General features: G+C 34.9%; 20 protein-coding genes. 11 read left to right on the top strand and 9 right to left on the bottom strand.

What is annotated here, in order from left to right; genetic code table 11:
- Nucleotides 1-10 precede the first annotated feature (10 nt).
- Nucleotides 11-343, top strand: coding sequence for a DUF3889 domain-containing protein (locus NST60_RS05350; RefSeq protein ID WP_016201897.1), 333 nt, complete (start codon nucleotides 11-13; stop codon nucleotides 341-343).
- Nucleotides 344-544: 201 nt separating this feature from the next.
- Here the strand turns inward: NST60_RS05350 and NST60_RS05345 are convergent, their stop codons facing one another.
- The 5 genes from NST60_RS05345 to corA all read right to left on the bottom strand — a co-directional run bounded on the left by NST60_RS05345 (nucleotide 545) and on the right by corA (nucleotide 5,641).
- Nucleotides 545-1,525: an ABC transporter permease gene (locus tag NST60_RS05345; protein ID WP_101730383.1), complete on the bottom strand. Its 981-nt coding sequence runs from the start codon at nucleotides 1,523-1,525 to the stop codon at nucleotides 545-547.
- Nucleotides 1,518-2,432, bottom strand: a complete 915-nt coding sequence (locus NST60_RS05340) for an ABC transporter ATP-binding protein (RefSeq protein WP_254416283.1) — start codon at nucleotides 2,430-2,432, stop codon at nucleotides 1,518-1,520. Before NST60_RS05340 ends, NST60_RS05345 begins: the two co-directional genes overlap by 8 nt.
- The gene (locus NST60_RS05335; RefSeq protein WP_016201900.1) at nucleotides 2,425-3,219 is read right to left on the bottom strand and encodes an SGNH/GDSL hydrolase family protein; all 795 of its coding nucleotides are present in this window, start codon (nucleotides 3,217-3,219) and stop codon (nucleotides 2,425-2,427) included. The genes NST60_RS05340 and NST60_RS05335 overlap by 8 nt, the downstream gene beginning before the upstream one ends.
- 414 nt (nucleotides 3,220-3,633) lie before the next feature.
- A complete protein-coding gene (locus tag NST60_RS05330) occupies nucleotides 3,634-4,536 on the bottom strand; it encodes a YitT family protein (RefSeq protein ID WP_016201901.1) in 903 nt (300 codons plus the stop codon).
- A 157-nt stretch (nucleotides 4,537-4,693) separates the two neighbouring features.
- Nucleotides 4,694-5,641, bottom strand: a complete 948-nt coding sequence (gene corA, locus NST60_RS05325; protein ID WP_016201902.1) for a magnesium/cobalt transporter CorA — start codon at nucleotides 5,639-5,641, stop codon at nucleotides 4,694-4,696.
- Nucleotides 5,642-5,959: 318 nt separating this feature from the next.
- Between corA and NST60_RS05320 the strand changes: the two genes are divergently transcribed.
- A complete protein-coding gene (locus NST60_RS05320) occupies nucleotides 5,960-6,658 on the top strand; it encodes a response regulator transcription factor (RefSeq protein WP_016201903.1) in 699 nt (232 codons plus the stop codon).
- A 191-nt stretch (nucleotides 6,659-6,849) separates the two neighbouring features.
- Here the strand turns inward: NST60_RS05320 and NST60_RS05315 are convergent, their stop codons facing one another.
- The 3 genes from NST60_RS05315 to NST60_RS05305 all read right to left on the bottom strand — a co-directional run bounded on the left by NST60_RS05315 (nucleotide 6,850) and on the right by NST60_RS05305 (nucleotide 10,718).
- Nucleotides 6,850-8,226 (bottom strand): hemolysin family protein, encoded by a 1,377-nt coding sequence (locus NST60_RS05315; protein ID WP_169188062.1) that lies wholly within the window; start codon nucleotides 8,224-8,226, stop codon nucleotides 6,850-6,852.
- Between the two features lie 433 nt (nucleotides 8,227-8,659).
- On the bottom strand, nucleotides 8,660-9,979 hold the full coding sequence (locus NST60_RS05310; RefSeq protein ID WP_341098308.1) for a hemolysin family protein: 1,320 nt from the start codon (nucleotides 9,977-9,979) through the stop codon (nucleotides 8,660-8,662).
- A gap of 193 nt (nucleotides 9,980-10,172) precedes the next feature.
- Complete coding sequence (locus NST60_RS05305) at nucleotides 10,173-10,718, bottom strand: GNAT family N-acetyltransferase (protein ID WP_016201907.1); 546 nt, start codon at nucleotides 10,716-10,718, stop codon at nucleotides 10,173-10,175.
- A 331-nt stretch (nucleotides 10,719-11,049) separates the two neighbouring features.
- Here NST60_RS05305 and NST60_RS05300 point away from each other — a divergent pair, with 331 nt between their 5' ends.
- The 8 genes from NST60_RS05300 to NST60_RS05265 all read left to right on the top strand — a co-directional run bounded on the left by NST60_RS05300 (nucleotide 11,050) and on the right by NST60_RS05265 (nucleotide 21,433).
- Nucleotides 11,050-12,342, top strand: a complete 1,293-nt coding sequence (locus NST60_RS05300; protein WP_016201908.1) for a methyl-accepting chemotaxis protein — start codon at nucleotides 11,050-11,052, stop codon at nucleotides 12,340-12,342.
- Nucleotides 12,343-12,562: 220 nt separating this feature from the next.
- The gene (locus NST60_RS05295; RefSeq protein ID WP_016201909.1) at nucleotides 12,563-12,781 is read left to right on the top strand and encodes a FeoA family protein; all 219 of its coding nucleotides are present in this window, start codon (nucleotides 12,563-12,565) and stop codon (nucleotides 12,779-12,781) included.
- 1 nt (nucleotide 12,782) lies between these two features.
- Nucleotides 12,783-14,783, top strand: coding sequence for a ferrous iron transport protein B (gene feoB, locus NST60_RS05290; protein WP_016201910.1), 2,001 nt, complete (start codon nucleotides 12,783-12,785; stop codon nucleotides 14,781-14,783).
- 13 nt (nucleotides 14,784-14,796) lie between these two features.
- On the top strand, nucleotides 14,797-14,949 hold the full coding sequence (locus NST60_RS05285) for a FeoB-associated Cys-rich membrane protein (protein ID WP_016201911.1): 153 nt from the start codon (nucleotides 14,797-14,799) through the stop codon (nucleotides 14,947-14,949).
- A 103-nt stretch (nucleotides 14,950-15,052) separates the two neighbouring features.
- The gene (locus NST60_RS05280) at nucleotides 15,053-15,505 is read left to right on the top strand and encodes a helix-turn-helix transcriptional regulator (protein WP_016201912.1); all 453 of its coding nucleotides are present in this window, start codon (nucleotides 15,053-15,055) and stop codon (nucleotides 15,503-15,505) included.
- Between the two features lie 435 nt (nucleotides 15,506-15,940).
- On the top strand, nucleotides 15,941-17,230 hold the full coding sequence (locus NST60_RS05275; protein WP_101730374.1) for an MFS transporter: 1,290 nt from the start codon (nucleotides 15,941-15,943) through the stop codon (nucleotides 17,228-17,230).
- A 433-nt stretch (nucleotides 17,231-17,663) separates the two neighbouring features.
- A complete protein-coding gene (locus tag NST60_RS05270) occupies nucleotides 17,664-19,424 on the top strand; it encodes an ABC transporter ATP-binding protein (protein ID WP_016201915.1) in 1,761 nt (586 codons plus the stop codon).
- Entirely contained in the window at nucleotides 19,421-21,433 is a 2,013-nt protein-coding gene (locus NST60_RS05265) for an ABC transporter ATP-binding protein (RefSeq protein WP_341098304.1), read from the top strand. The genes NST60_RS05270 and NST60_RS05265 overlap by 4 nt, the downstream gene beginning before the upstream one ends.
- 438 nt (nucleotides 21,434-21,871) lie before the next feature.
- Here NST60_RS05265 and NST60_RS05260 read toward each other — a convergent pair whose 3' ends face one another.
- Complete coding sequence (locus NST60_RS05260; protein ID WP_169188064.1) at nucleotides 21,872-22,693, bottom strand: alpha/beta hydrolase; 822 nt, start codon at nucleotides 22,691-22,693, stop codon at nucleotides 21,872-21,874.
- A 120-nt stretch (nucleotides 22,694-22,813) separates the two neighbouring features.
- Between NST60_RS05260 and NST60_RS05255 the strand changes: the two genes are divergently transcribed.
- Nucleotides 22,814-24,427, top strand: coding sequence for an ABC transporter substrate-binding protein (locus NST60_RS05255; protein ID WP_341098303.1), 1,614 nt, complete (start codon nucleotides 22,814-22,816; stop codon nucleotides 24,425-24,427).
- The last annotated feature ends 59 nt before the right edge of the window (nucleotides 24,428-24,486 follow it).

Here is a 24,486-nt window from a genome sequence, read left to right as displayed (position 1 = left end):
GGAGGTATTTATGAAAACTAGATCTTTATCCATTCTTATTGTTAGCGTGACGGTATTAATTATGGCATTTATGTTTCCGTCCCATAATGTAGCTGTACAGGAACTGGATTATAAAAAATTCGGCTCCATCGCAATTGCTGTTGTAAAAGCAGATTATCCAGAAGAGTCTGTAACAGACTATAAATATTTAGGACGAAAAAAAATATCAGCACAAGAGGAACAAGATTCCTTTCAATTTGTAGTGAAAGAGGATGGAAAGGAAAAAAACGTTATCGTTACTATTAACCATAGAACACAAGATGATAAATTTATCTCGCTAGTAGTAGAAGAAGCAAATCCTTAAAAAAAGACCGAAAAGGTCTTTTTTTAAGGATTTTTTCGCAAAGTTTGTTTGCGATAACCCGCAGCCAGAATACACTTCGCCTCCGGGGTCTCAGACTGTCTCGCTAATCCCCGTGGCGTCTTCGTGTATTCCGGCTGCTCCATTTTTCCAACTCATCCATCTTTTTGATTAAATAACAAATACTTTAGAAAACAGTCTTTTTTAATAAACATCTTTCTTCGTAAATACAAGGAAAGAGATAATAATCCCAGCTACACCCCAAATAGACAGTACAATAAGGGAGAAGGGAAGGGACATTCCTTCAATGGGAGGAATATTTCCTTGGAGATAATCTGTTAGACGCAAGTTTACCATGAAAAAGTACTTTGCTGCCTCCCAAGAAGATGCAATCGAACTAATGATGGAACCAGAAATCAAGAATGCAAGCATGGCCCCCATTCCCGCTGCTGTACTTTTAATAAGGACGGAGAACATAAAGGAAAGGGTACCTACTACTACCGATACAAACCAACCGAGCCCAAAAATCATAAGAATGTATTGCCATTGAGGGATTAAATGGACATTGGCTGTATTTAATTCACCAGCCTGCACTGTAAACCCAGTTAATATGGGGGCTGTCCAACCCGCATATCCAAAGAATAGCCCGGAAATAAGGTACGAAAATAACCCAAAAATAAATAAGATAAAGGAAACAGATAAAAGGAGCGTGATATATTTACTTAACAGGATTTTCCAACGCCTTACTGGTCTTGTCAGTAACAGCTTAATGGTGCCAAGACTTTTTTCAGAAGAAACCATATCAGCTGAAATAATCATGACCATTAAAGGAAGAAGCAACTGAATCGAATTATCTAAAAACACGCGCAAAAAGGTTGGAGCACCTGGCTCTTGTGGGTTAATGTTGTTATCAAGATAATATTGACTTTGATCAATTCGAACCTTTAATTGGGAGCGGAATTCTTCGGAAATCCCACTTGAACCAATTCGGTTTTGCATATCAACGATAGATTGTTGTAGAGTGACACGCCAATCCGTATCTCCAATTCTTTTTTTGACGTTTTCCATTTCGCGATGCTGTGCATACGTAAACATTGTTATCATGATTCCGATGATTATCGTTACAACTAATAATCGCTTACTTTTAACGAGTTTTAGCATTTCATTATAAATAAGTTTATTCACCGACGGAGTCACCTCCTGTGAGCTCTAAGAATAGATGCTCAAGAGATGGAATTTGTCGATTCATTTCTTTAATATCTACATTAGCTTCTATCAATAATCTACTCCACTGAGAAACTTCTTCTTCGATGTATGGAGTAATCACAACATCCTCTCGTACTGTGACAGAAGGAGCAAGCTTTTTCAAGATTTCTAGCCCTTTTTCTACAGGGGTAAATCGCCAAATTAACTTCTCGTTTTGGGTTAGTAAAGTATGTACTGATTCAGTATGGATGATTTTTCCGTCTAAAATAATGGATACACGATCACATAAAAGTTGAATCTCACTTAATAAATGGCTGGATACTAATACACTTAGCCCTTCTTCCTTCGCAAGAAACCGAATAAATTGCCGCATTTCTCTTATACCAGAAGGATCTAATCCATTAGTTGGCTCATCTAGTATTAATACTTTCGGCCGGCTTAATAGTGCTTGACCAATTCCAAGACGTTGGCGCATCCCGAGGGAATAAGTTTTTACTTTGTCGTGAATACGATCAGTTAACCCAATTAATTCAACAACTTCTGTTATTCGTTTATCGTCTGTATTTGTTAACATCCGAGCAAAATATTGCAGGTTTTCCCAGCCAGTTAAATACGGATACAACTCTGGATTTTCTACAATGCAGCCTAAGCGCTCCATTGCCTTTGAAAAATCTTTTTTAACCTCGTATCCACAAATGAATATTTGACCAGATGTTGGTTTGATTAATCCAACTAGCATGCGAATTGTAGTTGTCTTTCCAGCCCCGTTTGGTCCAAGAAAGCCGAAGACTTCTCCACTTTTTAATTCAAAGCTAATGTTTTTAATAATATCTCTTTTTCCAATTCTTTTCGTTAAATGCTGAACAGATAGTGTAATGTCACTCATTGTCATTTACCTCCCAGGAGATAAGGGATGCCACACGTTCAGCCATTAGCTGATAGCCCTTTTTATTTGGATGAAAATGGTCAGAATATAAATATTGCTGAACATTCTGCTGGAAAATATCATAGGTTGGGACAAAAATGGTTTGGGCATAATTAGCACATATCTCCGCTGTGGTATTATTCCAAGTGCGAACTACTTGAGAAGTTAATGCACGATTGTCTAGATCATTAAAAGGATTGTATAAGCCCATTAAATAGATGGGTGCATCTGCATTAATGGAGCGAATAGTTGTTAGTACCGTCTGCAATTGTTTAGAATAGGCTTCCATTAATTTGCTTATGGAATCTTCTTCAATCTCAGTAAGGGATTGGCCACCTTGAAAAAGATCATTCCCTCCTATCGTTATAAAGAGAAGGTCAGCATTTGCTGTTTGTCTTTGTATTTCCTGACCTGTTAATTGCTCGGCTAATTTATCTGTCGTTAATCCTTTTATTCCATAGTTGGTAATCTTGATTTCTTCTTCGGTCTTTTCAGCTAAGGCTTCCTTTAGATAACCAATATATCCTTTTCCGGTATCATCACCTGTCCCTCGCGTGAGAGAATCACCTAAAGCTAAAAGGTGGACGCCATCAGCTTCTATTTCTTTCTGATTCTCGGTATTTGTTGTTTGGGGCTTTTCAGCTGGCTGATTAGTATAATCAACTAGAACCCATCCTAAGCCGATTATCCATAATAAACAAACGATGCTTGATAATGTTAATATTGAAACGGTTAAGTTTTTTCGCAACGCTGAACCTCCTATCAAATGAAATTTTTCACAAAAATGGAGAGAAATAAACCTATCAATCGTTAAACACTTTTCTATTTTCATTACACCAGATCCCAAAAGAAGAAGGGAATAGAATTATTTTTTAAAAGGTATCAAAAATAGAAGTGGCCAACCAAAGAAGATAGCCTGAAAGAGGAGATGAAAAAGGGTTGTTTTTAATGAAGTCTGTTTTCGTAAAGTTTGTTGCGATTACCCGTAGCAGGAATACACTTCGCTTTCCGTGGGGCTAAGCATAAGCCTCCTCATCTTTGCCTCCGGGGTCTCAGACTGTCTCGCTAATCCCCGTGGCGTCTACGTGTATTCCGGCTGCTCCATTTTTTTAACCAATTCTTTTTTCCTATTGAAATAACAACAATTTTTTAGAAAACAGCCTTAATGAATATCTTTTTTCTTAAACCTTCCACCACGTACTTCAGAAATATTGGCAACTGCAAGAAAGGCAGTAGGATCTAGTTCTTCAATAATTGTTTTAAGTTTAGCTTCTTCTAAACGGTTAATAACGCAAAAAATAACTTTCTTTGTGTCACCAGTATAGGCACCTTCACCCTTCAGATAAGTGACACCGCGTCCAAGTCTTGCTAGTATCGTTTCACCGATTACTTGTGAATGGTCACTAATAATCCAAACTGATTTTGATTCATCTAAACCAGCTATAACAATATCAATTACTTTAAAAGCAATAAAATAGGCGATCAATGAATACATAGCTCGATTCCAAGAAAAAACAAACCCAGCACTAATAAAGATAAAGACATTGAAAAACATAATAATTTCACCAACGGAAAAAGGGCTTCTTTTACTGAAAAGGAGAGCTAATACCTCTGTACCATCAAGGGAGCCGCCAAAGCGTAGCACAATTCCCACTCCAATACCAAGGATAATACCACCAAACACAGTGGCGAGAAGTAAATCAGATGTGAAAACGGGCACATCGTGTAATAAAATGGTTGTAAGAGAAAGAACGGTAATACCTAGCATCGTGGAAAAAGTAAAAGTCTTACCAATTTGTTTGTAGCCAATATAGAAGAAGGGAATATTTAATAAAAAGATAAAATAGCCAAGCTTTGCGCCAGACAAGTGAGAGAGGATAATGGAGATTCCAACAATACCTCCATCTAATACTTTATTAGGAACAAGAAATTCTTCAATGCCGACTCCCATTAAAATACTACCAACAATAATGAAAAATATCCTGCTAGCTAAAACCTTTTTTGGTAAAATTTTATGCTGTGGTTTTTCTAAAATTGCCTCTGCTTGTATATTTGATGACTCCATCGTTAATCCCCCCAGTTACGTTTTATATGTAAAAAAATGTGTAAACAATAAGTAAAAATATCGATAATTCTATTTTATCATAATAGTTTTGAAATATATCTATCAAAGCTCGGTGTTTTTTTAATATATGCAAAAGAATAACAGGAAAAAGACAGTCTTACTTAAACCAGCCTTTTCGTTTAAACAAGATAAACATTCCTATACCTATACTGGCCATTATAAATAACAGAAGGAAGTAACCGTATTTCCATTGAAGTTCAGGCATATTTACAAAGTTCATTCCGTATAAGCCAGCTAAGAAGCTGAGTGGCATAAAAATGGTCGTAATGACAGTAAGAATTTGCATAATTCTATTAGAATGATGCGAGTTATAGGATAGATAACTATCTCTTATATCTGTCGTTAATTCCCGATTGGATTCAACTAGTTCACTAATTTTCAATAAGTGATCATAAATATCAGAATAGTATTCTTTTTTGGTTAAAAGAGCCGCTATTTTTTCGCTATTAATCATCTGGTGTACTATATCTTTCATTGGCACGACGGTATGTCGTAAGGAAAGAAGCTGGTGCCTAGTTGAAAATAATTCATCTAACAAGGCTTCCATTGTTTTTTTTGTCGGGTTTTCATCGATTTCTGCAAGGGAATCCTCAATGTCATAGACAATCGGAAAATAATTATCGACTAGATGATCCAATAACTGATAAAGAACGGTATATTGTGTCCAAGTGGCAACATCTTCTCTTGTTAGCATTTCTTTTACTGCATTCACTTCAATCGAAGCATGATGATGAAAGGTAACGATGAAATTTTTCCCTAAGAAAATATTAAGTTCATCTTTTTTTATGGTTTTTGGATTTAAACAATGGGTGACAAAAAAGGTATAGGTTTCAAAATAGTCAATTTTAGGTCGTTGCAAATTATGGAGACAATCTTCTATAGATAAGGGATGAAACCTAAAAGGATGATGCAATTTTTCAATTTCATCGTCAATTGGCTGATCGAAGTCAATCCAAGACCACTGAAAATCTCCTTCCAATATTTCTTCAATGGGGAGATTTGTACGTATCTCATTATGCTTATTTATAGCTAGCGTATGAATCATTTCAATAACTCCTTTATACTGGTGTTATTAAATAGGATAGTTTATTTTGTTAGTTTATTACAATTAAAAAGATTTTTATGCAATCATTTAGTGTTTTTCATGCTTGATAGGTCCGTTGATCGCCGCTCAGCGCGAGCCCAACGGAAAGGAAAGTGTATTTCGGCTACGGGCATAGCAACAAACTTTACTAAAACAGCTTTTTTTTGCTTATATCATTCAAAATTTTTTCTTGTTAGCTACCAGGGTATGAAAGTTATTGATAACATCTGCTATAATAAATAGCAAAAGAATGTACGCTAGTAAATAGGAAGTGTTAGGATGAAAATACTCGTAATCGAAGATAATGAAAGTGTTTGCTCCATGTTAGAGATGTTTTTCTTAAAAGAAGGATATGAAGGGAAATTTATTCATAATGGAAAAGAAGCATTAGACTTTTTCATGGAAAACCAGAATTGGAATATCATCATCATTGATTGGATGTTGCCAGGTATGGAAGGTGTTACGATTTGTAGAAAAATTAGAGAGATTAGTTCTGTTCCGATTATTATGCTTACTGCAAAAGATAGTGAATCCGATCAAGTACTTGGACTAGAAATGGGGGCAGATGATTATGTAACAAAACCATTCAGCCCCTTAACGCTAATGGCGCGGATTAAAGCTGTAACAAGAAGATATCAAAAAGAAACAACCAATCAAGTAGATGATAAATTTCTGACAACAGAGCATTTTAAAATAAGCAAGGAAACGAGAGAAGTTATTTACAATAATGAAGTACTGACTAATTTAACACCGAAAGAATTTGATCTTCTCTACTATTTAATTAGTAACCCAAAACAAGTTTTTACTAGGGAACAGCTACTAGATCGAGTTTGGGGTTATCAGTTTTACGGAGATGAAAGAACAGTAGATGTGCATATTAAGCGACTAAGAAATAAAATCGGTACGAAAGAACAGCCATTTATTCATACTATCTGGGGTGTGGGCTATAAATTTGATGAAACAAGGATAAATGATTAATAGTAGTACTGATCTTATTCTTATGGAAGCAAAAGAGGCTGAGTCATCTATTTTGCGCAGGCATAGCAAACAAACTTCATGCAACATCCTTTTTAAAACGAATAAAACCCCAAACAATTATACGGAACATTAGCATGTTCGTATAATTGTTTGGGGTTATCTTTGAATGGAATATTTATGTTCCAGCCTCGTTAGGATACTATTTCTGCTTCTGATGAAGGGGAAGGAAGGGATTGCTTTATTGTAATATGCTTTTTTTGTTTTTCTATGTTGGTTGGTTGTTTTTTCACTTCCACATATTTAATATGATGATCTTCCATTTCTAAAATCTTAAAAGCATAGGATTCGAAGTTAACCGTATCCCCCTCCGATGCTTCATAATTAGAAGTAAGAATCCAACCACCCAATGTATCAATTATTTCATCATTTATGTCTATGTGGAGTAAATCATTTACTTCATTTATCAAAACTTTAGCATCTAAAATATAATGATTTTCTTTTATCGTACGAATAGTAGGAATTTCATCACTATCAAACTCATCCCAAATATCTCCAACAATCTCTTCAATAATATCTTCCACTGTAACTAACCCAGAGGTTCCACCATATTCATCCATTAAAATGGCCATATGGATACGATCCTTTTGCATTTTTAATAATAAATCTTGAATAGGATACGTTTCTATTACTCGGATGACTGGCCTTATATAAGGCTTTAGTGTTTTGGTCGTAAGATCTCTTGATTTAAGTAACTCTGTCATTATTTCTTTTACATTAATCATTCCGATAATATGGTCTTTATCTCCATCGGTAACGGGATATCTAGTAAATTGCTCTTTCTGGATAAGATGAAGCAATTCATCTAATGTGCTTGTTTGTTCAAGGGAAATAATCTCTGTTCGGGGTACCATAATTTCTTTCGCTATACGATCATCAAAATCAAAAATATTATTAACATACTTAAATTCTGATTGATTGATTTCGCCGTTTTTATAACTCTCTGAGACGATAATCCGGAGCTCTTCCTCTGTATGTGCCAATTCATGTTCAGAAACAGGTTTTAATCCGAACGTCCTTGTGATAATTCTAGAGGAGCCATTTAAGGTCCAAATAAAAGGATAAAGCACTTTATAAAATAGGATTAAAGGCTTTGCCGCCCATAAAGTAATTTTCTCTGCCTTATGAATAGCGAATGTTTTTGGAGCTAGTTCACCTACTACGACATGTAAAAAAGTAATAAAAGTGAATGCTAAAGAGAAGGATAAGACGGTAATGGCTGTTTCTGGGACATGGATAATTTGCAGTAATGGTGATAAAAAGTGTTGTAATGTTTCTTCGCCAATCCAGCCAATACCGAGTGCTGTAACAGTTATTCCTAATTGGCAGGCGGATAAGTATTCATCGAGATTGCTAGTAACTTTTTTCGCGGAAAGGGCATTTTTATTACCTTCCTCTATGAGTTGATCAATCCTGGAGCTACGAACTCTAATAATAGCAAACTCTGAAGCTACAAAAAAAGCAGTCAAAGCAATTAAAATGGCTATTATAACCAAGTTAAATATGTCCAAATAAATTTCCTTATCTCGTTTACCGAGTAAGGAGTCACCTCCTGATTAATTCAGATTGAGTAATATCTAATTCTAGGAAATGGATTTGTAATAAGCGAGGTCCGGTGTATGGGCTAGTATAATAATCGTTTGAAAATAAGAATGTGTATGAAATTCTTCCTTTAGATAAACAACCCCATTATACCACCTCACAATTGTTTAATTTTACTAATTATTATACGGTAAGCCAAACTATCTAGTCAAATGATGATAGCGTTAACTTTTTAAATTTTCTGTCTATATGTTTAATATATGAAAGAAAAGGGTATTTCATGTTTTCTATCGATTGTTTTACCTTGTTAAATGAAGAAGTAGTAACAGAAAGGATTACGATGAATGATAAATTTGTATCATCCATCGTAGATTTAACATAAATGGGATAAATAGCTTAGTATTAATCTTCGTTTAAAAGATGTGAAGGTATCTTTTGAACGTCAAAGGTAAAAATATGTTGGCGAATCATTTTGTCAATCTTAAAGAGATAGCCAGTATATTCAATCGTTTCCCCTTTTTTAATGTAAGGGTTTTGGGACAATATCCAGCCACCGAGCGTATGAAGTTCTTCTCGCTCGATTGATAAGGATAGCAGCCTGTTTACTTCTGTTAAGGGAAGCTTGGAATCAAGAATATAGTGATGGTCATTAATGTTTTGAATAAGAGGGGTTTCCTCTTCATCAAACTCATCTCTAATTTCGCCGACAATTTCCTCTAAAATATCTTCTGCGGTAATTAGCCCAGCAGTACCGCCAAATTCATCATGAAGAATAGCGATCGAGCTTCTTTCCTTTTGCATCTTTAAGAAAACGGCTTGTATAGGTGCTGATTCGATTATATGTATAATTGGTTGTGCATAGTCCAATAACGATTTATTTTCAATATCCTCATTTTTTATCCAGTCCGTTAATAATTGTTTAATATGGATAAAACCAATAATGCTATCTTTATCCTCCTTTTTAGTAAGTGGATATCTTGTATATCGTTCTTTTTGAATAATATTTATAGCTTCTTTAATGGATATATGATCAGATAATGTGACCATTTCTGTTCTTGGGACCATAATCTCATTGGCTAAACGGTTGTCAAATGCAAAAATCCGATTGACATAGTTATATTCTGATAAACTAATTTCCCCATTTTGATAACTTTCCTTCAATACAATTTGCAGCTCTTCTTCTGATAGTGCATCATTATTGGCTGATGGATTCGTTATTCCCCATAATTTTGCTACTTGTCTTGACGATTTATTTAAAAGCCAAATAAAGGGATACATAAATTTATAAAACCAAATAAGTGGTTTACTAATTAATAAGGCTATTTTTTCCGTAAGAATAATGGCAACTGACTTTGGAAAAAGTTCGCCAATTACGACATTAATGTATGTAATAATCGAAAAAGAGATCGCAAACGCTAATCCTTGTGATAGAGCAGTTGGAACAGTCAAATTATTCATTAAAGGTTGAATTAACTTTAAAATCGTAGGTTGTCCTAACCACCCCAATCCTAAAGAGGTAATGGTTATGCCTAATTGGCATGCCGACAGATAGGCATCCATATTTTCAATAATCCTTTTGACAGCAAGGGCATTTTTTTGTCCTTCTTCTACAAGCTGTTCAATTCTTGCAGGTCTCACACGAACAATAGAAAATTCAGTTGCTACAAAAAAGGCAGAAAAAGCAGTTAGTATGACAATTAACAGTAGTTGTATTCCAATCATTATTTCTTTCATCACCATTCATTTTTTATCAAAGAAGTATTCAAATATTTTTATATAAACAGAAAACCTTCTATTTATTCATTTTATACCTTTTTCAGATGAAAATAAAATTTTTGAGGGAATAAAGAGGAGAGAGGATTTAACCTAATGTTATTGTTATTATCCTCACATAACGTATTAGAGGGGAAGTTTATTATTTAGCTGCCCATTCTCTTGCCAGCATGCTGTAGGAATATAAATCATGAAAATGGTCGTACAGAAATTCACCATCTCTAATAATTCCCTCTTTCTTAAAGGAAAGCTTCTCCGGAATTGCTTGGCTTTTGACATTTTTAACCCCGCATTGAATTTCTATTCTGTTGAGCTTTAAATAATAAAAAGCATAATTTAACATAGCAGCAACTGACTTTGTCATAATGCCATGCCCTTGTGCGTCCTCAGCTAAAAAATAGCCAATGCTTGCTTTGCGACTTGCCCAATCGATTTGTTGTAAGGTAATCATACCTACAAGCTTTCCATTGAAAAAAATTCCTGCATTCCATTCTGTTTGCTCTGTGAAAAGTTTATTCCAGAGGGGAATGATGCTTTGATATTGGTAGGGAGAGGTTATTTGATCTACCCATGGGAGCCATTTTCTTAAATACTTCCTATCTTTATTAACTAGTTGAAAAAGTTCATTGGAGTCCTTCACTTCTAAAAGCCGCAATCTAATTTGCTGATCTACAAATATATTAAACAACATCGTTCATCCTTTCTAATTTTCTAAGAAGGAGATATCGTTGTATTTTATGCCAAGAAAAAAATTTGGCTCGTAAACTTCTGAAATCTTAAGTTTTTAACCAGAAATTAGGCGTTTTTGCTATTTTTATTTCTGTAAAAAAAATTTATAAAAAAATTACAAATAAAGGCTAAAAAGTAGGTAGATATTACCGATAATAAAGATATAGAGACATAACTAACGCTTATCCGAATAGATACGTTATTATATGTGAAAGCGTTTTTAAAAATATCTGTTTGTGTTTGCTTAGAAATGGCCCCTTAATACGGACGGCGAAGAGAGGATGTTTCGAATGAAAAAGAAAGATAGTTTCAAAGTGAAAGCGTTTATTGGATTTAATCTGCTTATTCTTATTACTACATTTATTAGTGCTCTTGGTGGATTTTATATGGCGAAAAATGAAACCATACAAGACGTATTGCCATTCGCTTATAGTCATTATTTAATCATAATAGCTGTAGTGCTTATTCTTACTGTATTAAGTTCGCTTGTTTTTAATGTATTAATGAAAGGAAAATTTAAAGCATTATCTCGTCTTAGCGACAAAGTGAGTAAGTTGTCACAGGGAGATTTATCGGTTGAATTTAATGACAAGTCAAAAGATGAAATTGGTCAGTTAAATCAATCTATTGCTGAATTGCAGGAGAGATTTTCATTTCTTGTATCAAGTTTAAAAACAGTAAATGAAAATGGAATAAGTCAGGCAAGTGATGTGTCAGTAATAGCAGAGGAAACATTGGCAAGTTCAGAGGAAATTGGAAGAGCAATGGCTGAAATTGCTGAGGGGGCTGTTAGCCAAGCGTCTGAGTTAGAAGAGGTTAAAAGAGAAATAGATAGCTTAACCAATTCAATTGATAATATGGAAGGCAAAAATCAAATCATTAAGCAAGCAACAGAAAATGCTCAAGAAGCATCCCATAACGGACAAAAGACAATTAATACGTTGAAAATATGTAATGAAAATGCAAGCAAGTCAACAAATGATGTTAGTATTGGAATTAGTAGCTTATATCAGAAAGTTTTAGATATATCTAAAATCACTTCTACTATTAATAGAATAGCAGAACAAACAAATCTACTTGCTTTAAATGCAAGTATTGAAGCTGCTAGAGCAGGCGAGCACGGAAAGGGCTTTTCTGTTGTTGCCAATGAGGTGAGAAACCTAGCAGAAGAAACAAATGCAGCAACAAAGCAAATTCAAGATATGATTCAAAATATCGAAAAAGAAATGGAAAGTACCGTTATGTCGATTTATGAAACGACAAATCAAACAGCGGAATTAGATACTGCCGTAAAGGATACTGAAAAGGAATTTACAGCCATTGCAAGTGCTGTAGTCAATAGCATTGAAGCAGTCAAAGAAATGACAGTTGAACTAAACCGTGTGGTGGAGCAAAACAATCATATTTCAAGTTCTATTGCGAAAGTATCAGAAGTTTCTGAGTCTGTTGCAGCAGCAGTTGAACAAATTGCTTCTAGTACGGATGAGCAAACCTCTGCGATTGGAAATGTTGCAAAAACAGCAGAAATAATGAAGAGTAGCAATGAGGAATTAAAGGATTCATTGACTAAATATAATCTATAATAAAGGAAAAGCCTTTGCTTTCATTTTGGAGCAATGGCTTTTTTATTTGTTCAAAAAGGTATGATGAAATTTGCCCTTGTATAAAAGCAAAAGCTCTTAAAATTCAATAAATTGTCACAATTATTAGGGGAAATCAGATTGAATACTGTTGTTACGATTGATATAACTATCTTATAAGAGAAAGATAATCATTCTCAATTAAAAAAGAGAGGCGAATAAGATGGAATTAACTGTAGGACAAAGATTAAAGATAAATAGGGTGGAAGATGGAAATAGAATGCTCAAAAGAAGGCTACTTGATTTTGGATTAATAGAGGGTGCTGTAATAACGATTCAGCAAATTTTGCCGTTTGGCGGGCCGCTTATTTTGGAATATGAGGGTACGACGATTGGTATGAGACAAAGTGATATAAAAATATTGCATATGGAGAGCATATAAAATGGAATTAGCTCTTTTAGGGAATCCGAATACAGGGAAGACTTCTTTATTTAATCATCTAACAGGATCTTATGAATATGTTGGAAATTGGAATGGAGTGACGGTAGAGAAAAAGATAGGTACCTTTAAAAATAAAAAAGCAATTTTAGTAGATTTACCTGGGGTCTATTCTTTAACACCAATCTCTGAAGAAGAAGCCGTAGTCACAAATTACTTATTGCAAGGAAAGATGAATCGAATTGTTAATATTATCGATGCTTCGCAATTAAAGAGAAATTTATTATTAACTATTCAATTATTAGAATATGGGAAACCGGTAATTTTCGCTTTAAATATGATTGATATTGCCAAAAGAAAAGGAAAGGTCATTGATCACCAGTTATTAGCCACTTATTTAGGAGCAAATACGATTGCGATAAGTGCGCGAAAAGGAGATGGATGTGAGGAGCTATCAAGAGCATCTATTGATCAGCAGTGTAATGGGGAATACTCTCTGTTTATCCATTATGGGGAAATAATCGAAAATGCAATAGAAAAAATGTCCGTTATGCTTCAAGGAAAAACATCCCTTTCAAATAGATGGCTAACAATCCAATTACTTGATGGAAATACAACGATTTTCCAATTTCTTGCTAATCTTTTAAGTAAACAAGAGTTGGAGACATTTATCCATCAAGTAACATTGGAATGTGAAAAAATAGCGAAAAAGCCAGAACAAATAATTTATCTTAAACGTAGAGAAGTGGTAAATCAAATTGTCCAAAAAGTCGAAGTAGAAGCAGACAAAAAGCAGATCCCAATTTCGGAAAAAATCGATTATCTCGTAACAAATAAATATCTTGGATTTCCAATTTTTATTGCCTTTATGTATATATTATTTATGTTGACTTTTGATTGGATTGGAACACCATTATCTGATCGTCTAGATTACCTTATTTCAGATTTATTGACAGAGGGGGTTACGAATCTATTAACCAGTCTGCAAGTAACTAGCTTTATACGGTCACTTGTAATTGATGGAATTATCGCAGGGGTAGGAGGCGTTCTCGTTTTTATTCCGCAAATTTTTATATTGTTTTTCTGTATCTCTTTTTTAGAAGACTCTGGGTATATGTCTCGGGTAGCACTAGTTATGGATAAATGGTTAGAAAATGTAGGATTGAATGGTAAAGCCTTTATCCCAATGATTATTGGGTTTGGCTGTAATGTTCCTGGGGTAATGGCTGCGAGAACAATCGAAACAAAGAAGGAGAGATTATTAACAATTTTATTGTTGCCATTAATGAGTTGTTCGGCAAGATTTCCTGTTTATGCATTATTTATAGGAGCGTTTTTTGGCAAAAATGGAGCATTAATAGTGTTATCCCTCTATGTTTTAAGCATAGTAATGGCCTTATTACTTGCTAAACTATTTTCTTCTACTATTTTAAAAGGAGAAAAGTCTATTTTTCTAATAGAACTGCCGCCATATCGATTGCCTAGTTTAAAGGTCTTATGGAAAAGTACATGGGATAAAGGAAAAGGTTTCTTAAAGAAAGCAGGTACTTTTATCTTCGCTGGTTCTGTTTTAATTTGGTTATTAACTTATTTAGGACCAGGAGGATTAGATGTAGAAATGGACCAAAGCTTTATGGCGTTAATTGGTTCAGTGATGGCACCAGTTCTTGCCCCTCTAGGTTTTGGAACATGGGAAGCAGGAGCATCCTTGTTAACGGGGTTTCTTGCAAAAGAAGCAATTATTTCTGCTATGAATATCATCTATGCCGTTCCAGACACAAGAAGCTTGCAGCATTTAATGGGAGAAGTTTATACGCCATTAGCTTCCTATAGTTTTATGGTGTTTATTCTATTATACATTCCATGCCTGGCAACACTTGCTACTATTTATAAAGAAACAGGATCAAAAAAATGGTCCGCCTTTTCTGTCGGTTATGCACTTATTCTTGCATATATTCTTTCATTTATTATTTATCAGCTAGGAAAATGGATCGGTTTAAATTGAAGGAGTGAATAGAATGATTATCAGTATTTTACTCGGATTTATGATTTTTAGTTATGCAGGTTATGGATTATACCGTCACATTCAACAATCAAAAAAGGGAAAATGTGCAGCGTGTTCCTTAAAGCAAGCTTGTGACCAAAAATGTGAAATGTTGAGCAAAAAATAATTTTGAGCGTCTAATAGTTTTAAATTGATATTTATGCAAAGGAAGCTTATAATATTAGTGATGGTGTAAAATTACACATAACTAATAAGGGAATGAAGAAACTTTGACAAGAGAAGAAATTATTGAGAGTGTATCAGAAAAGATGAGATTAATACGCACAGAAGCGGGATATACCCAAGATAAGATGGCAGAGGTTATTGGATTATCAAAAAAGACCTTAGTGCAAATTGAGAAAGGTAGACTTTATGCAGGTTGGTCTACTGTAGTAGCAGTATGCGCTCTATTCAGAGAGACAGAAACAGTTCGTTTTTTATTTGGTAATGAACCGTTAGAGGTTTTGGAAACTGTAGCTCGTGATGGAATGGATTACCGAAAAGAAAAAACGATGGGTGGAAAAGTATGGTGGAGAGAAGTGGAAAAAAAGAACGGTTTTATTCTTCAACAGAATATCATTAGTCAGCATTTTCGCATTATTGATGAAGACCACTTTCGAATTTTTTCCAGCTTCGATGAAAAAGAATCAAAAGATCGTTTTAAGGAACTTTCAGGAGAATAAGCAATGTGAATAAGGAGGCTGTTTTTACATTAATCTTGAATGACTTATCTATTCAAGACTAATTTATGGACAGTCTATTTTTGTGCGTAAAATAAGGGTGCATCAGCGTCCGTTTTTGCTTAGGAAAGGAAACAGAGAAGCGTTCTCTATGCCCGAAAGGAAGAGAAGCAGAGGAAAAAGGGAACAGAGAGAGTTGCCCTACTACATGTCTCATAAGAATCAATAGGTAACAATAGAACTATCCCCAATGCTAATCCTTACTTTCATTGAAATAGAAAATAACCATCCTTGCTCAAGTAAAATGGGGGATTATCCGCCTTTATAATGGAATTTATTTCCGTCTGTAGACGGAACAAGAAACCATCGGATGAATGGTCATTTTCCGTGGAAAGAAAGCTAGAATTAACTCATCAACTAAAGGATGAGGGATATTAAATGAAAGAATTTGCAGAAATATTCAAAAACGCAAGCTTTACGAGACTATTTATAGCAAATGTCACATCGCAAATGGGAAGTGTTATTGGTTTAACCGCTTTTATGTTTTATATTCTCGATCGTTTTTCTGAACAGCCCGCCTATGCTACGATTACAGAATTAATGTTTTCCTTGCCCACATTAGCAGTATTTTTTTTAGTGGGAGTCGTAGCAGATCGATTGGATCGTCAAAAGATTGCCTATTATTGTGAGATGATTGCAGCTGCAATGTCTTTATGCGTGTTGGGGGCAGTTCTTATTGGATGGATGCCACTTATTTTTATGATGTTGTTTTTAAGAAGTGCTGTTCAAAAATTCTTTTTTCCGGCAGAACAAGGCATTCTTCAAGGAGTATTGAAAAAAGAGGATTATACAACCGCAGCAGGACTAAATCAATTAGTGAACAGTGTCTTTATGCTATTTGGCAATGCGATTGGGATATTTGTCTATTGGACAGTAGGGATATATGGAGCAATCTTGGTTGATGTAGCTACTTTAACGATTAGTGGTTTACTTATTAAATCCATGAAGTTGGATGAAGGTGTTCGAAAACCAAATGGAAGTTATTCTATAAAGGAATTAAACATTCGATTTATTTGGAGTGACTTTATGATTGGGTTAAAATACATTTTGACCAATAAATTATTGCTTGCATTAATATATGGATTTATTGCTTTCGGTGTGGTAAATGGCGGATTTAGTGTCATGCAAGTCTTTATTTTGAAATATAAGTTAGCGCCTGATAATTATGAACAAGTCTCCATTTATTTTGGAATTGTGTTTGGAGCAGGCGTAATGATTGGAAGTTTCCTTTCATCTCTTCTTACACAAAAGGTTAAATTGTATAAGTTAATTATTCTGGGGGCTTTTTATATTGCCGTAATGACCATTTTGGCTTCTTATTCAACAAATATTCTGGTCTTTTTAACAATCTGTTTCTTCTTAGCGCTCGGCTTACCAATGATTAATATTGCGATAGGTGGCTGGATGCCTACGATTATTGAACCAAAGATGATGGGGAGAGTACAAGGGTGGATAACACCGTTAATGATGCTTTCACAGTCAATTACACTAGGGATTATTTCCATCGGTTATCCTAATTGGTTTTCTATAGAAATAATCTATTGGTTTGTTGGGGCTTGTTTTCTTGTAGTTGGTGGCTATTACAGTCTAGTGTTACCTAAATTAGCGAAAGAAAAGGAGCAGAAAGACGAACTGGCAAGGCAAAAAGAGGTACAATTAAATTATTAAAATCTTTAATTTTCAAAATAATTGCAATTGACTTTATAAAAGGTACGTGTTAATCTTCATTTATATTGGAAAATAAATGTAGAGAAAGGAAGGGTTACCGATGAGAAGATTAAATAGATATTATTCATTTACAACTTCATATTTCGGTAACCCTCTTTTTTCTTATCGATAATTTTAGCGCGGATTAGATGGGTTGCTATATAGGTAACCCGTGTATTTTTCTGTCATAAAGGGATAGGTCGCATGGTTGCGGTCTGTCTCTTTTTTTGTGGGGAAATAAGGAATTTGTATTCTGTGCAATAAATACATTTATTTTCTAATGAAATGATAAAGGAGGAGAAGTCGATGATTGTAATCATTAAGGAAGCTAGAAAGGCATTAAAGGATTTAGAAAGTGGCTAGTAGCAGATGAAGAATGACAGGGGATGATTACATGTTTTCTATATTTTTAAAATTAAAATGGTTTTTTAAAGAGCATTGGAAGAGTTACACGATAGCTATTATACTTTTAATATTTGTCGGATTTATTGAGGTGCTACCGCCAAGGATTCTCGGAATGTTTATTGATGAACTAACGATTGGTACTTTAACAAGCAATAAGACTATGATCTATATACTTGTGGTTGCGGGAATCACAATAAGTACGTATATCATCACTTATTTTTGGATGTATAAGCTATTTGGCGGAGCGAATATTTTAGAATTGAAATTGAGAAGCAAGTTTATGAATCATCTATTTAAGATGACACCAACTTTTTTTGAAAAAAATAAAACTGGCGATTTAATGGCGAGGGCAACCAATGATTTAAAGGCCGTATCCGTTACTGCTGGATTTGGAATTTTGACTTTAGTCGATTCTACCATATTTATGCTGACCATTTTAATTACGATGGTGTTAACGGTAAGCTGGAAATTAACACTAGCAGCGATTCTTCCACTACCTATTATGGCAGTTATTATGCAAATATATGGGGAGAGAATTCATAAGCGGTTTATGGAAGCACAGGATGCATTCGGTGATATGAATGATAGTGTCCTTCAGTCCATTTCAGGGGTTCGCGTTATCCGCGCCTATGTTTTAGAAAAAGAAGAAGAAAAACAATTCCACCGTTTTACGGAAGATGTTTATAAGAAGAATTTACAGGTGGCTAAAATAGACTCTTTATTTGATCCGACTGTACGAATTCTTGTTGGGTTAAGCTACTTGATTGGACTGGGTTATGGTGCATATTTAGTTTTTCAGCAACAACTGACGATTGGGCAGCTTGTTACATTCAATGTTTATTTAGGAATGATTGTTTGGCCAATGTTTGCAGTTGGTGAATTAATGAATATTATGCAACGTGGAAATGCTTCTTTGGATCGGGTACAGGATACATTGAATTATAAAGCAGACGTAATTAGTCCTAAAGAGGGCAAGGAAGTTGGTATTCCTGAAATTATCCAGTTAAACGATGTGAACTTTCAATACCCATCGTCTAAGCAAGAAAATCTTCGAGATATCTATTTAACAATTAGACGAGGAGAAACAGTGGGAATAGTCGGTAAGACCGGTAGTGGGAAAACAACGATCATTAAACAGCTGCTTAGAGAGTATCCGAAAGGGGAAGGTAAGCTAACGATTAACGGGAAAAGCATTGATTCAATTGATTTACATACGTTAAGAGGTTGGATTGGCTATGTTCCCCAAGATCACGTTCTTTTTTCAAAAACAGTGAGAGAAAACATCTTATTTGGAAAAGAGGGAGCTATCGAAGAAGAATTAGAAGAAGCAATTAGCCTTGCCTCTTTTAAACAGGATATTGAAATGCTTCCAGAAGGGTTAGAAACACTCGTTGGTGAAAAAGGAGTTGCCTTATCTGGAGGGCAAAAGCAACGGATATCGATTGCGAGAGCACTTATCCGTAAGCCAGAAATTTTAATATTAGATGATTCTTTATCAGCGGTAGATGCAAAAACAGAACAAAAAATTATCACGAATATTAAGAAAGAAAGACAAGCAAAAACAACAATCATTACGACTCACCGAATGACAGCAGTTCAGCATGCCGATCATATTATTGTAATGGAAGATGGACATATTACAGAGCATGGGACGCATGATGAGTTAATGAAACTGAATGGCTGGTATAAGGAACAGTATATAACGCAACAGACAAAGGTGGATGCGGAAGAAGTGGAGGTGAAAGCATGACAACAGGTAAACGATTATTTCAATATGCTTTAAAATTTAAAGGAATTATTATTGCTGCGTTAATCATGCTGACAATTGCTGTATTCGCCGACCTGGCAGGTCCATTTGTTGCTAAAAAGGTAATTGATGATCATATAACAGGGATTGAATCACCTTGGTATCAAACAGAACCAAAAAAAGACGCAGTATCCTATAATGGAAATTTCTACAAAAAAGCTGCGTATCTTGAAGCCGATGACGAAAAGCTTGCCGAGGCAAGAATACTTCAAGTTGGAAGACAATTTCTTTTTGTAGAGGGAGCCATTTCTTTTGATGGAAGTCGTAAGTTTAATGATGGAACATTGACTATCAGCAGAGGGGAAGAAGTGGAAACGTATCCTGCTACGGCTTTGACTAGTTCTGAAGTTTTTGATTTTTATAAGCCGGAGATTACACCAATTTTAAAGCTGTTAACTTTTTATTTTGGATTAGTGATTATTTCTGCTTTTTTCCAATACGGGCAGCATTATTTATTACAAAAGTCAGCAAACCGAATTATTCAGAAGATGCGAGAGGATGTATTTGCTCACATTCAACGGTTACCGATCAAATATTTTGATAATCTACCTGCTGGTAAAGTAGTGGCCAGAGTAACCAACGATACAGAGGCAATTCGGGAGTTGTATGTAACGGTATTATCCAATTTCTTCTCAAGTGGAATTAATATTATTGGAATTTATATTGCATTATTTATATTAAATCCACCACTTGCTGCGATTTGCTTAATTTTGCTTCCGATTTTATATGTATGGATGATGGGATATCGTAAGTTTGCTTCTCGATATAATCATGTTATTCGAGCAAAAATTAGTGATATTAATGGAATGGTAAACGAATCTATTCAAGGAATGCATATTATTCAGGCATTTAGCAAGGAAAAGCATACAAGAAAAGAATTTGAGGACTTGAATAACGAGCATTTCCGCTACCAAAATAAAATGCTTCGTTTAAATAGTCTTACCTCTCATAACCTAGTAAATGTTTTAAGAAATATCGTATTTGTTGTATTTATCTGGTATGTTGCTGGTCAATCTTTATCGGCAACAACGGCACTTTCGCTAGGCGTGCTCTATGCCTTTGTTGACTATATAAATCGCCTATTTCAGCCTGTACAAGGTATTGTTAATCAATTGGCCAATTTGGAGCAAGCACTTGTGGCAGGAGAACGAGTGTTTGAATTATTGGATGAAGACGGAATCGATGTCCAAGATGTTACCCTTGAAAGATATAAAGGAAATGTAACCTTTGATCAAGTCAACTTTGCTTATAAAGATAATGACTATGTGTTAAGAAATATTTCTTTTGAGGCAATGCAAGGCGAAACAGTTGCACTAGTCGGTCACACAGGTTCTGGTAAAAGTTCGATTATGAATCTTTTATTCCGCTTCTATGATATTCAATCAGGAAGGATAATGATAGATGGAAAAGATATCACATCCTTTTCGAAGCAGGATCTTCGCAAATATATGGGGATTGTTCTCCAAGATCCATTTCTTTTTACAGGAACAATAGCGTCCAATGTAACGTTAAATGATCCTTCTATTTCAAGAGAAACAGTGGAGAAATCATTGAAGGATGTTGGGGCAGATAGAGTATTAAAGCATTTAGAAAAAGGATACGATGAGCCGGTGATAGAGAAGGGGAGTACTCTATCTAGTGGACAAAGACAGCTTATTTCCTTTGCGAGAGCTCTAGCCTTTGATCCAGCAATACTCATTTTAGATGAGGCAACAAGTAGTATTGATACGGAAACGGAACAAATTATTCAATATGCGATGGAAGTGCTAAAAGAAGGCAGAACAACTTTCATCATTGCCCATCGTCTATCGACCATTCGCAATGCTGATCAAATTCTCGTCCTTGATCATGGGCAGATAGTGGAAAAAGGCAATCATGATGAATTGATGGATAGAAAAGGGAAGTATTATCAGATGTATCAGCTACAACAAGGGCAAGATTTAGTAAGTTAATGAATACTTTAATCTTCATTAAGAAATAGGAAAGGGACTGGGACATAAGTATTCCAGTTAAAGTTAAATCCGAGCAATTATACGAAAACGCTAACGGAAAGTTCGTATAATTGTTTAGGGTTTTTTCATTTTAAAAAAGGATGCTCTATGAAGTTTGTTGCTGTTGCCCGCAGCCGGAATACACTTCGCTTTCCGTGGGGCTCGCGCTGAGCGGCTTCGGCCTTTGGCCTGCAGGGTCTCAGACTGTCTCGCTAATCCCCGTGGCGTCTACGTGTATTCCGGCTGCTCTGTTTTCCCAACTAATTATATTTTCTATTGTAAAAAAGTATGCGAAAGCAGCCGCTATTTACTAGCTAAATGAGAGATTGTTCGTCTTTACATAGTATCTATTTAGTTATCTCACAGCCTCATTTTTGCTGTTGTCTTTCCTCCAGTCACTCAAATCACCTTATCATTTAAGAAGGCAATCGTTTTATTGATAAGTGGTAAGAGGACAGTCAGATGATCTTCCTCTTTAAATTCATGGAATATATGGTGGAATGTCTTAGTATGGTAGTTTAGTAATTTTTCAGAGAGATCAAGTGTTTTTTGGTGCATATTTGTAAAGTGTGATTTCTCTTTCTCAGCAACTGTCAGAAGTAACTTGCTTGGATCTAACTCGCTCAATCTTTCTGGGAGAAAGTCTAGTTCTTCTAATAACTGCTCCTCATTCCAATGAATGGATGGACTACTTGCAAGGTAATATTGAAATGAAGAAGGAGAAGTAAATAAAGTAAAGAGAACAAAAAGCCCTCCAAGTGAATGACCGACAATCATTTGCTTATTAGTGTTTATTGGCATGTTCTGTTCCACTAGCGGTTTTAATGTATCTTCAATAAAGGCTAGAAATTCTTTCCCACCTCCATGAGGAGGCCATTTTGACCCAGCAGGATTTTTAGGAAGCGATGTTTGATCTGCATTAAACGTAAAGTCGAGATACCTTTCCTTGCTATATGGTTCATTCGTTTCATAGCCAATTCCAATTATAACAGCAGGATGTAATCCAGTTTTTTCTTGTGTTCTAGTTTGTAAACGCATTGCTTCTACATAACTACCAAAATTTGCGTTTCCGTCTAAAAGATATAGGACGGGAAATCCGTTTTCAGGAACAGGGATATTTGGAATATAAACAAAAATTTTATAGTTTTTCGTTTCATTCATTGGACATGTCCAAATTTCTGTATCGGGAATATAAAAGCTCTCTTTCGATTTAATCATCATATCGCCACCTATTTCTTTCTATCCATCAATTTGTTAAAATAAGTGATAATGATTATCAATGTTAATTAGGTAAATCTATTGTACATAGAAATAGAAGAAATAACAAGAGAGGAAATTGAGATGATTAATAATTGGGAGAGTTTCGAAATCAACTATTGTCGTATAGAACGATTATATGACAGGAAGATAGAAAGAGTATTATCGACTAGTTATCTATTTATTTATATTAATAGTGGGGAAGGCTTATTGTCTATTGACATAGAGAAATTTCTATTCCGTAAAGGAGATCTGCTATTTATTCCAGCAGAATGCACGTATCATCTTCAGTTTAAAAATACTTGCTGTATAGATTATTATTTTCTGCAATTTCAAGTGTATCAAGCGAGGGAGATAAGCATAGATACCTATAAGAAAGTAAAGTTAAAAAAAGAAAATAACTTTCTCCAATCATTTGTGTTACAGCCAGTTGATAAGATTCCAATGTTGTTGGATGAACTGTTAGCGTTAGAACGTGATAAGCTAACGAACAATCACTTTCTTAAACAGGCAAAAATAGCGATGATTTTTCATTATTTTATGAGCAATCAACAGCAAACTGCTCCTAAAGATACGATGCTTGCAATTGAAGACACAAAAAAGTATCTGGAAAATCATTATCATGAGACCATCTCTACCGCTTTATTGGCAAAGAAAGTAGGATTAAGTCCAAAATATTACTCACAGCTTTTTAAAAAAGAGTATGGGATTGGCGTACAAGATTTTCTTACAGAAATTCGTATAGGAAAGGCAAAGGAATTACTAGTTAAAACATCCAACAGTTTACGGGTAATTGCTACAAGTGTTGGCTATGCCGATGAATTTTATCTAAGCCGAGTATTTAAAAAGATAGTAGGCATTCCTCCAACCAATTACAGAAAAAAACGGGAGCTGAAGATTGCCTCTTATGATTTTTCAACAACAGGACATTTACTTGCCCTACATATTATCCCATATGCAGCCCCTCTTCATCCTAAATGGACTCGTTACTATTACCAATTTTTTCATGATGATATTCTTGTTCATTTAAATGCCTACAAGATTCATTCACAATGGGAAAGTAATATACAGAAACTGTCTGAAGAGAAACCGGATAAAATAATAGCGAAGGATGATATATCAGATAAAGAGAAGCAAGCACTTGAAAAAATTGCACCGGTCTACTATTATCATGTCCAAAATTGCAGCTGGAAAAGTCAATTGTTGGAGATTGCTTCCTATATTCATTGTGAAATGGATGCAGAATACTTCCGAAAAGTATATGAAAATAAGGTGAACGAAACGAAAAAACTACTGCAGGAACAATTAGAGAAAGAGACAGTGTTGGTAGTAAGTATATTTAAAAATACACTAGTACTAAATCGTTCTAGAACAGCTATCGATCTCCTTTATCAAGATTTAGGATTTTCCTCGGCACAACCTAAAGAAGATATCCAATTAAATGAAACCATTTCACTTTCCTATTTAGTAAGCCTAAATCCTACTTATTTGTTTTTAAATATTCGACAGGATATTGACACAATTGGCTTTTGGGAAAAACTTAAATGTTCAAAGGAATGGAATCGAATAAAAGCAGTAAAAAGTAAAAAGGTTGCTTTTATCCAGTCAGATCCCTGGAATGAGTACTCAGCAAGCTCGCATTTAAGAGTACTTCACAATATCCAAGAGTTAATGGTGGAAAAAGTACAAGCAAATTAGCGGAAATTATCCATGTCTTTCTTGAAGTATTTTTCAGTATAATTCTAATTGATAAAGGT

Origin of the sequence: Niallia sp. FSL W8-1348 (assembly GCF_038006745.1) — a bacterium.
Classification (GTDB): domain Bacteria; phylum Bacillota; class Bacilli; order Bacillales; family Cytobacillaceae; genus Niallia; species Niallia alba.
Note: the sequence above shows the minus strand (reverse complement) of the source record. Positions and strands in the feature narration are given on the sequence as shown.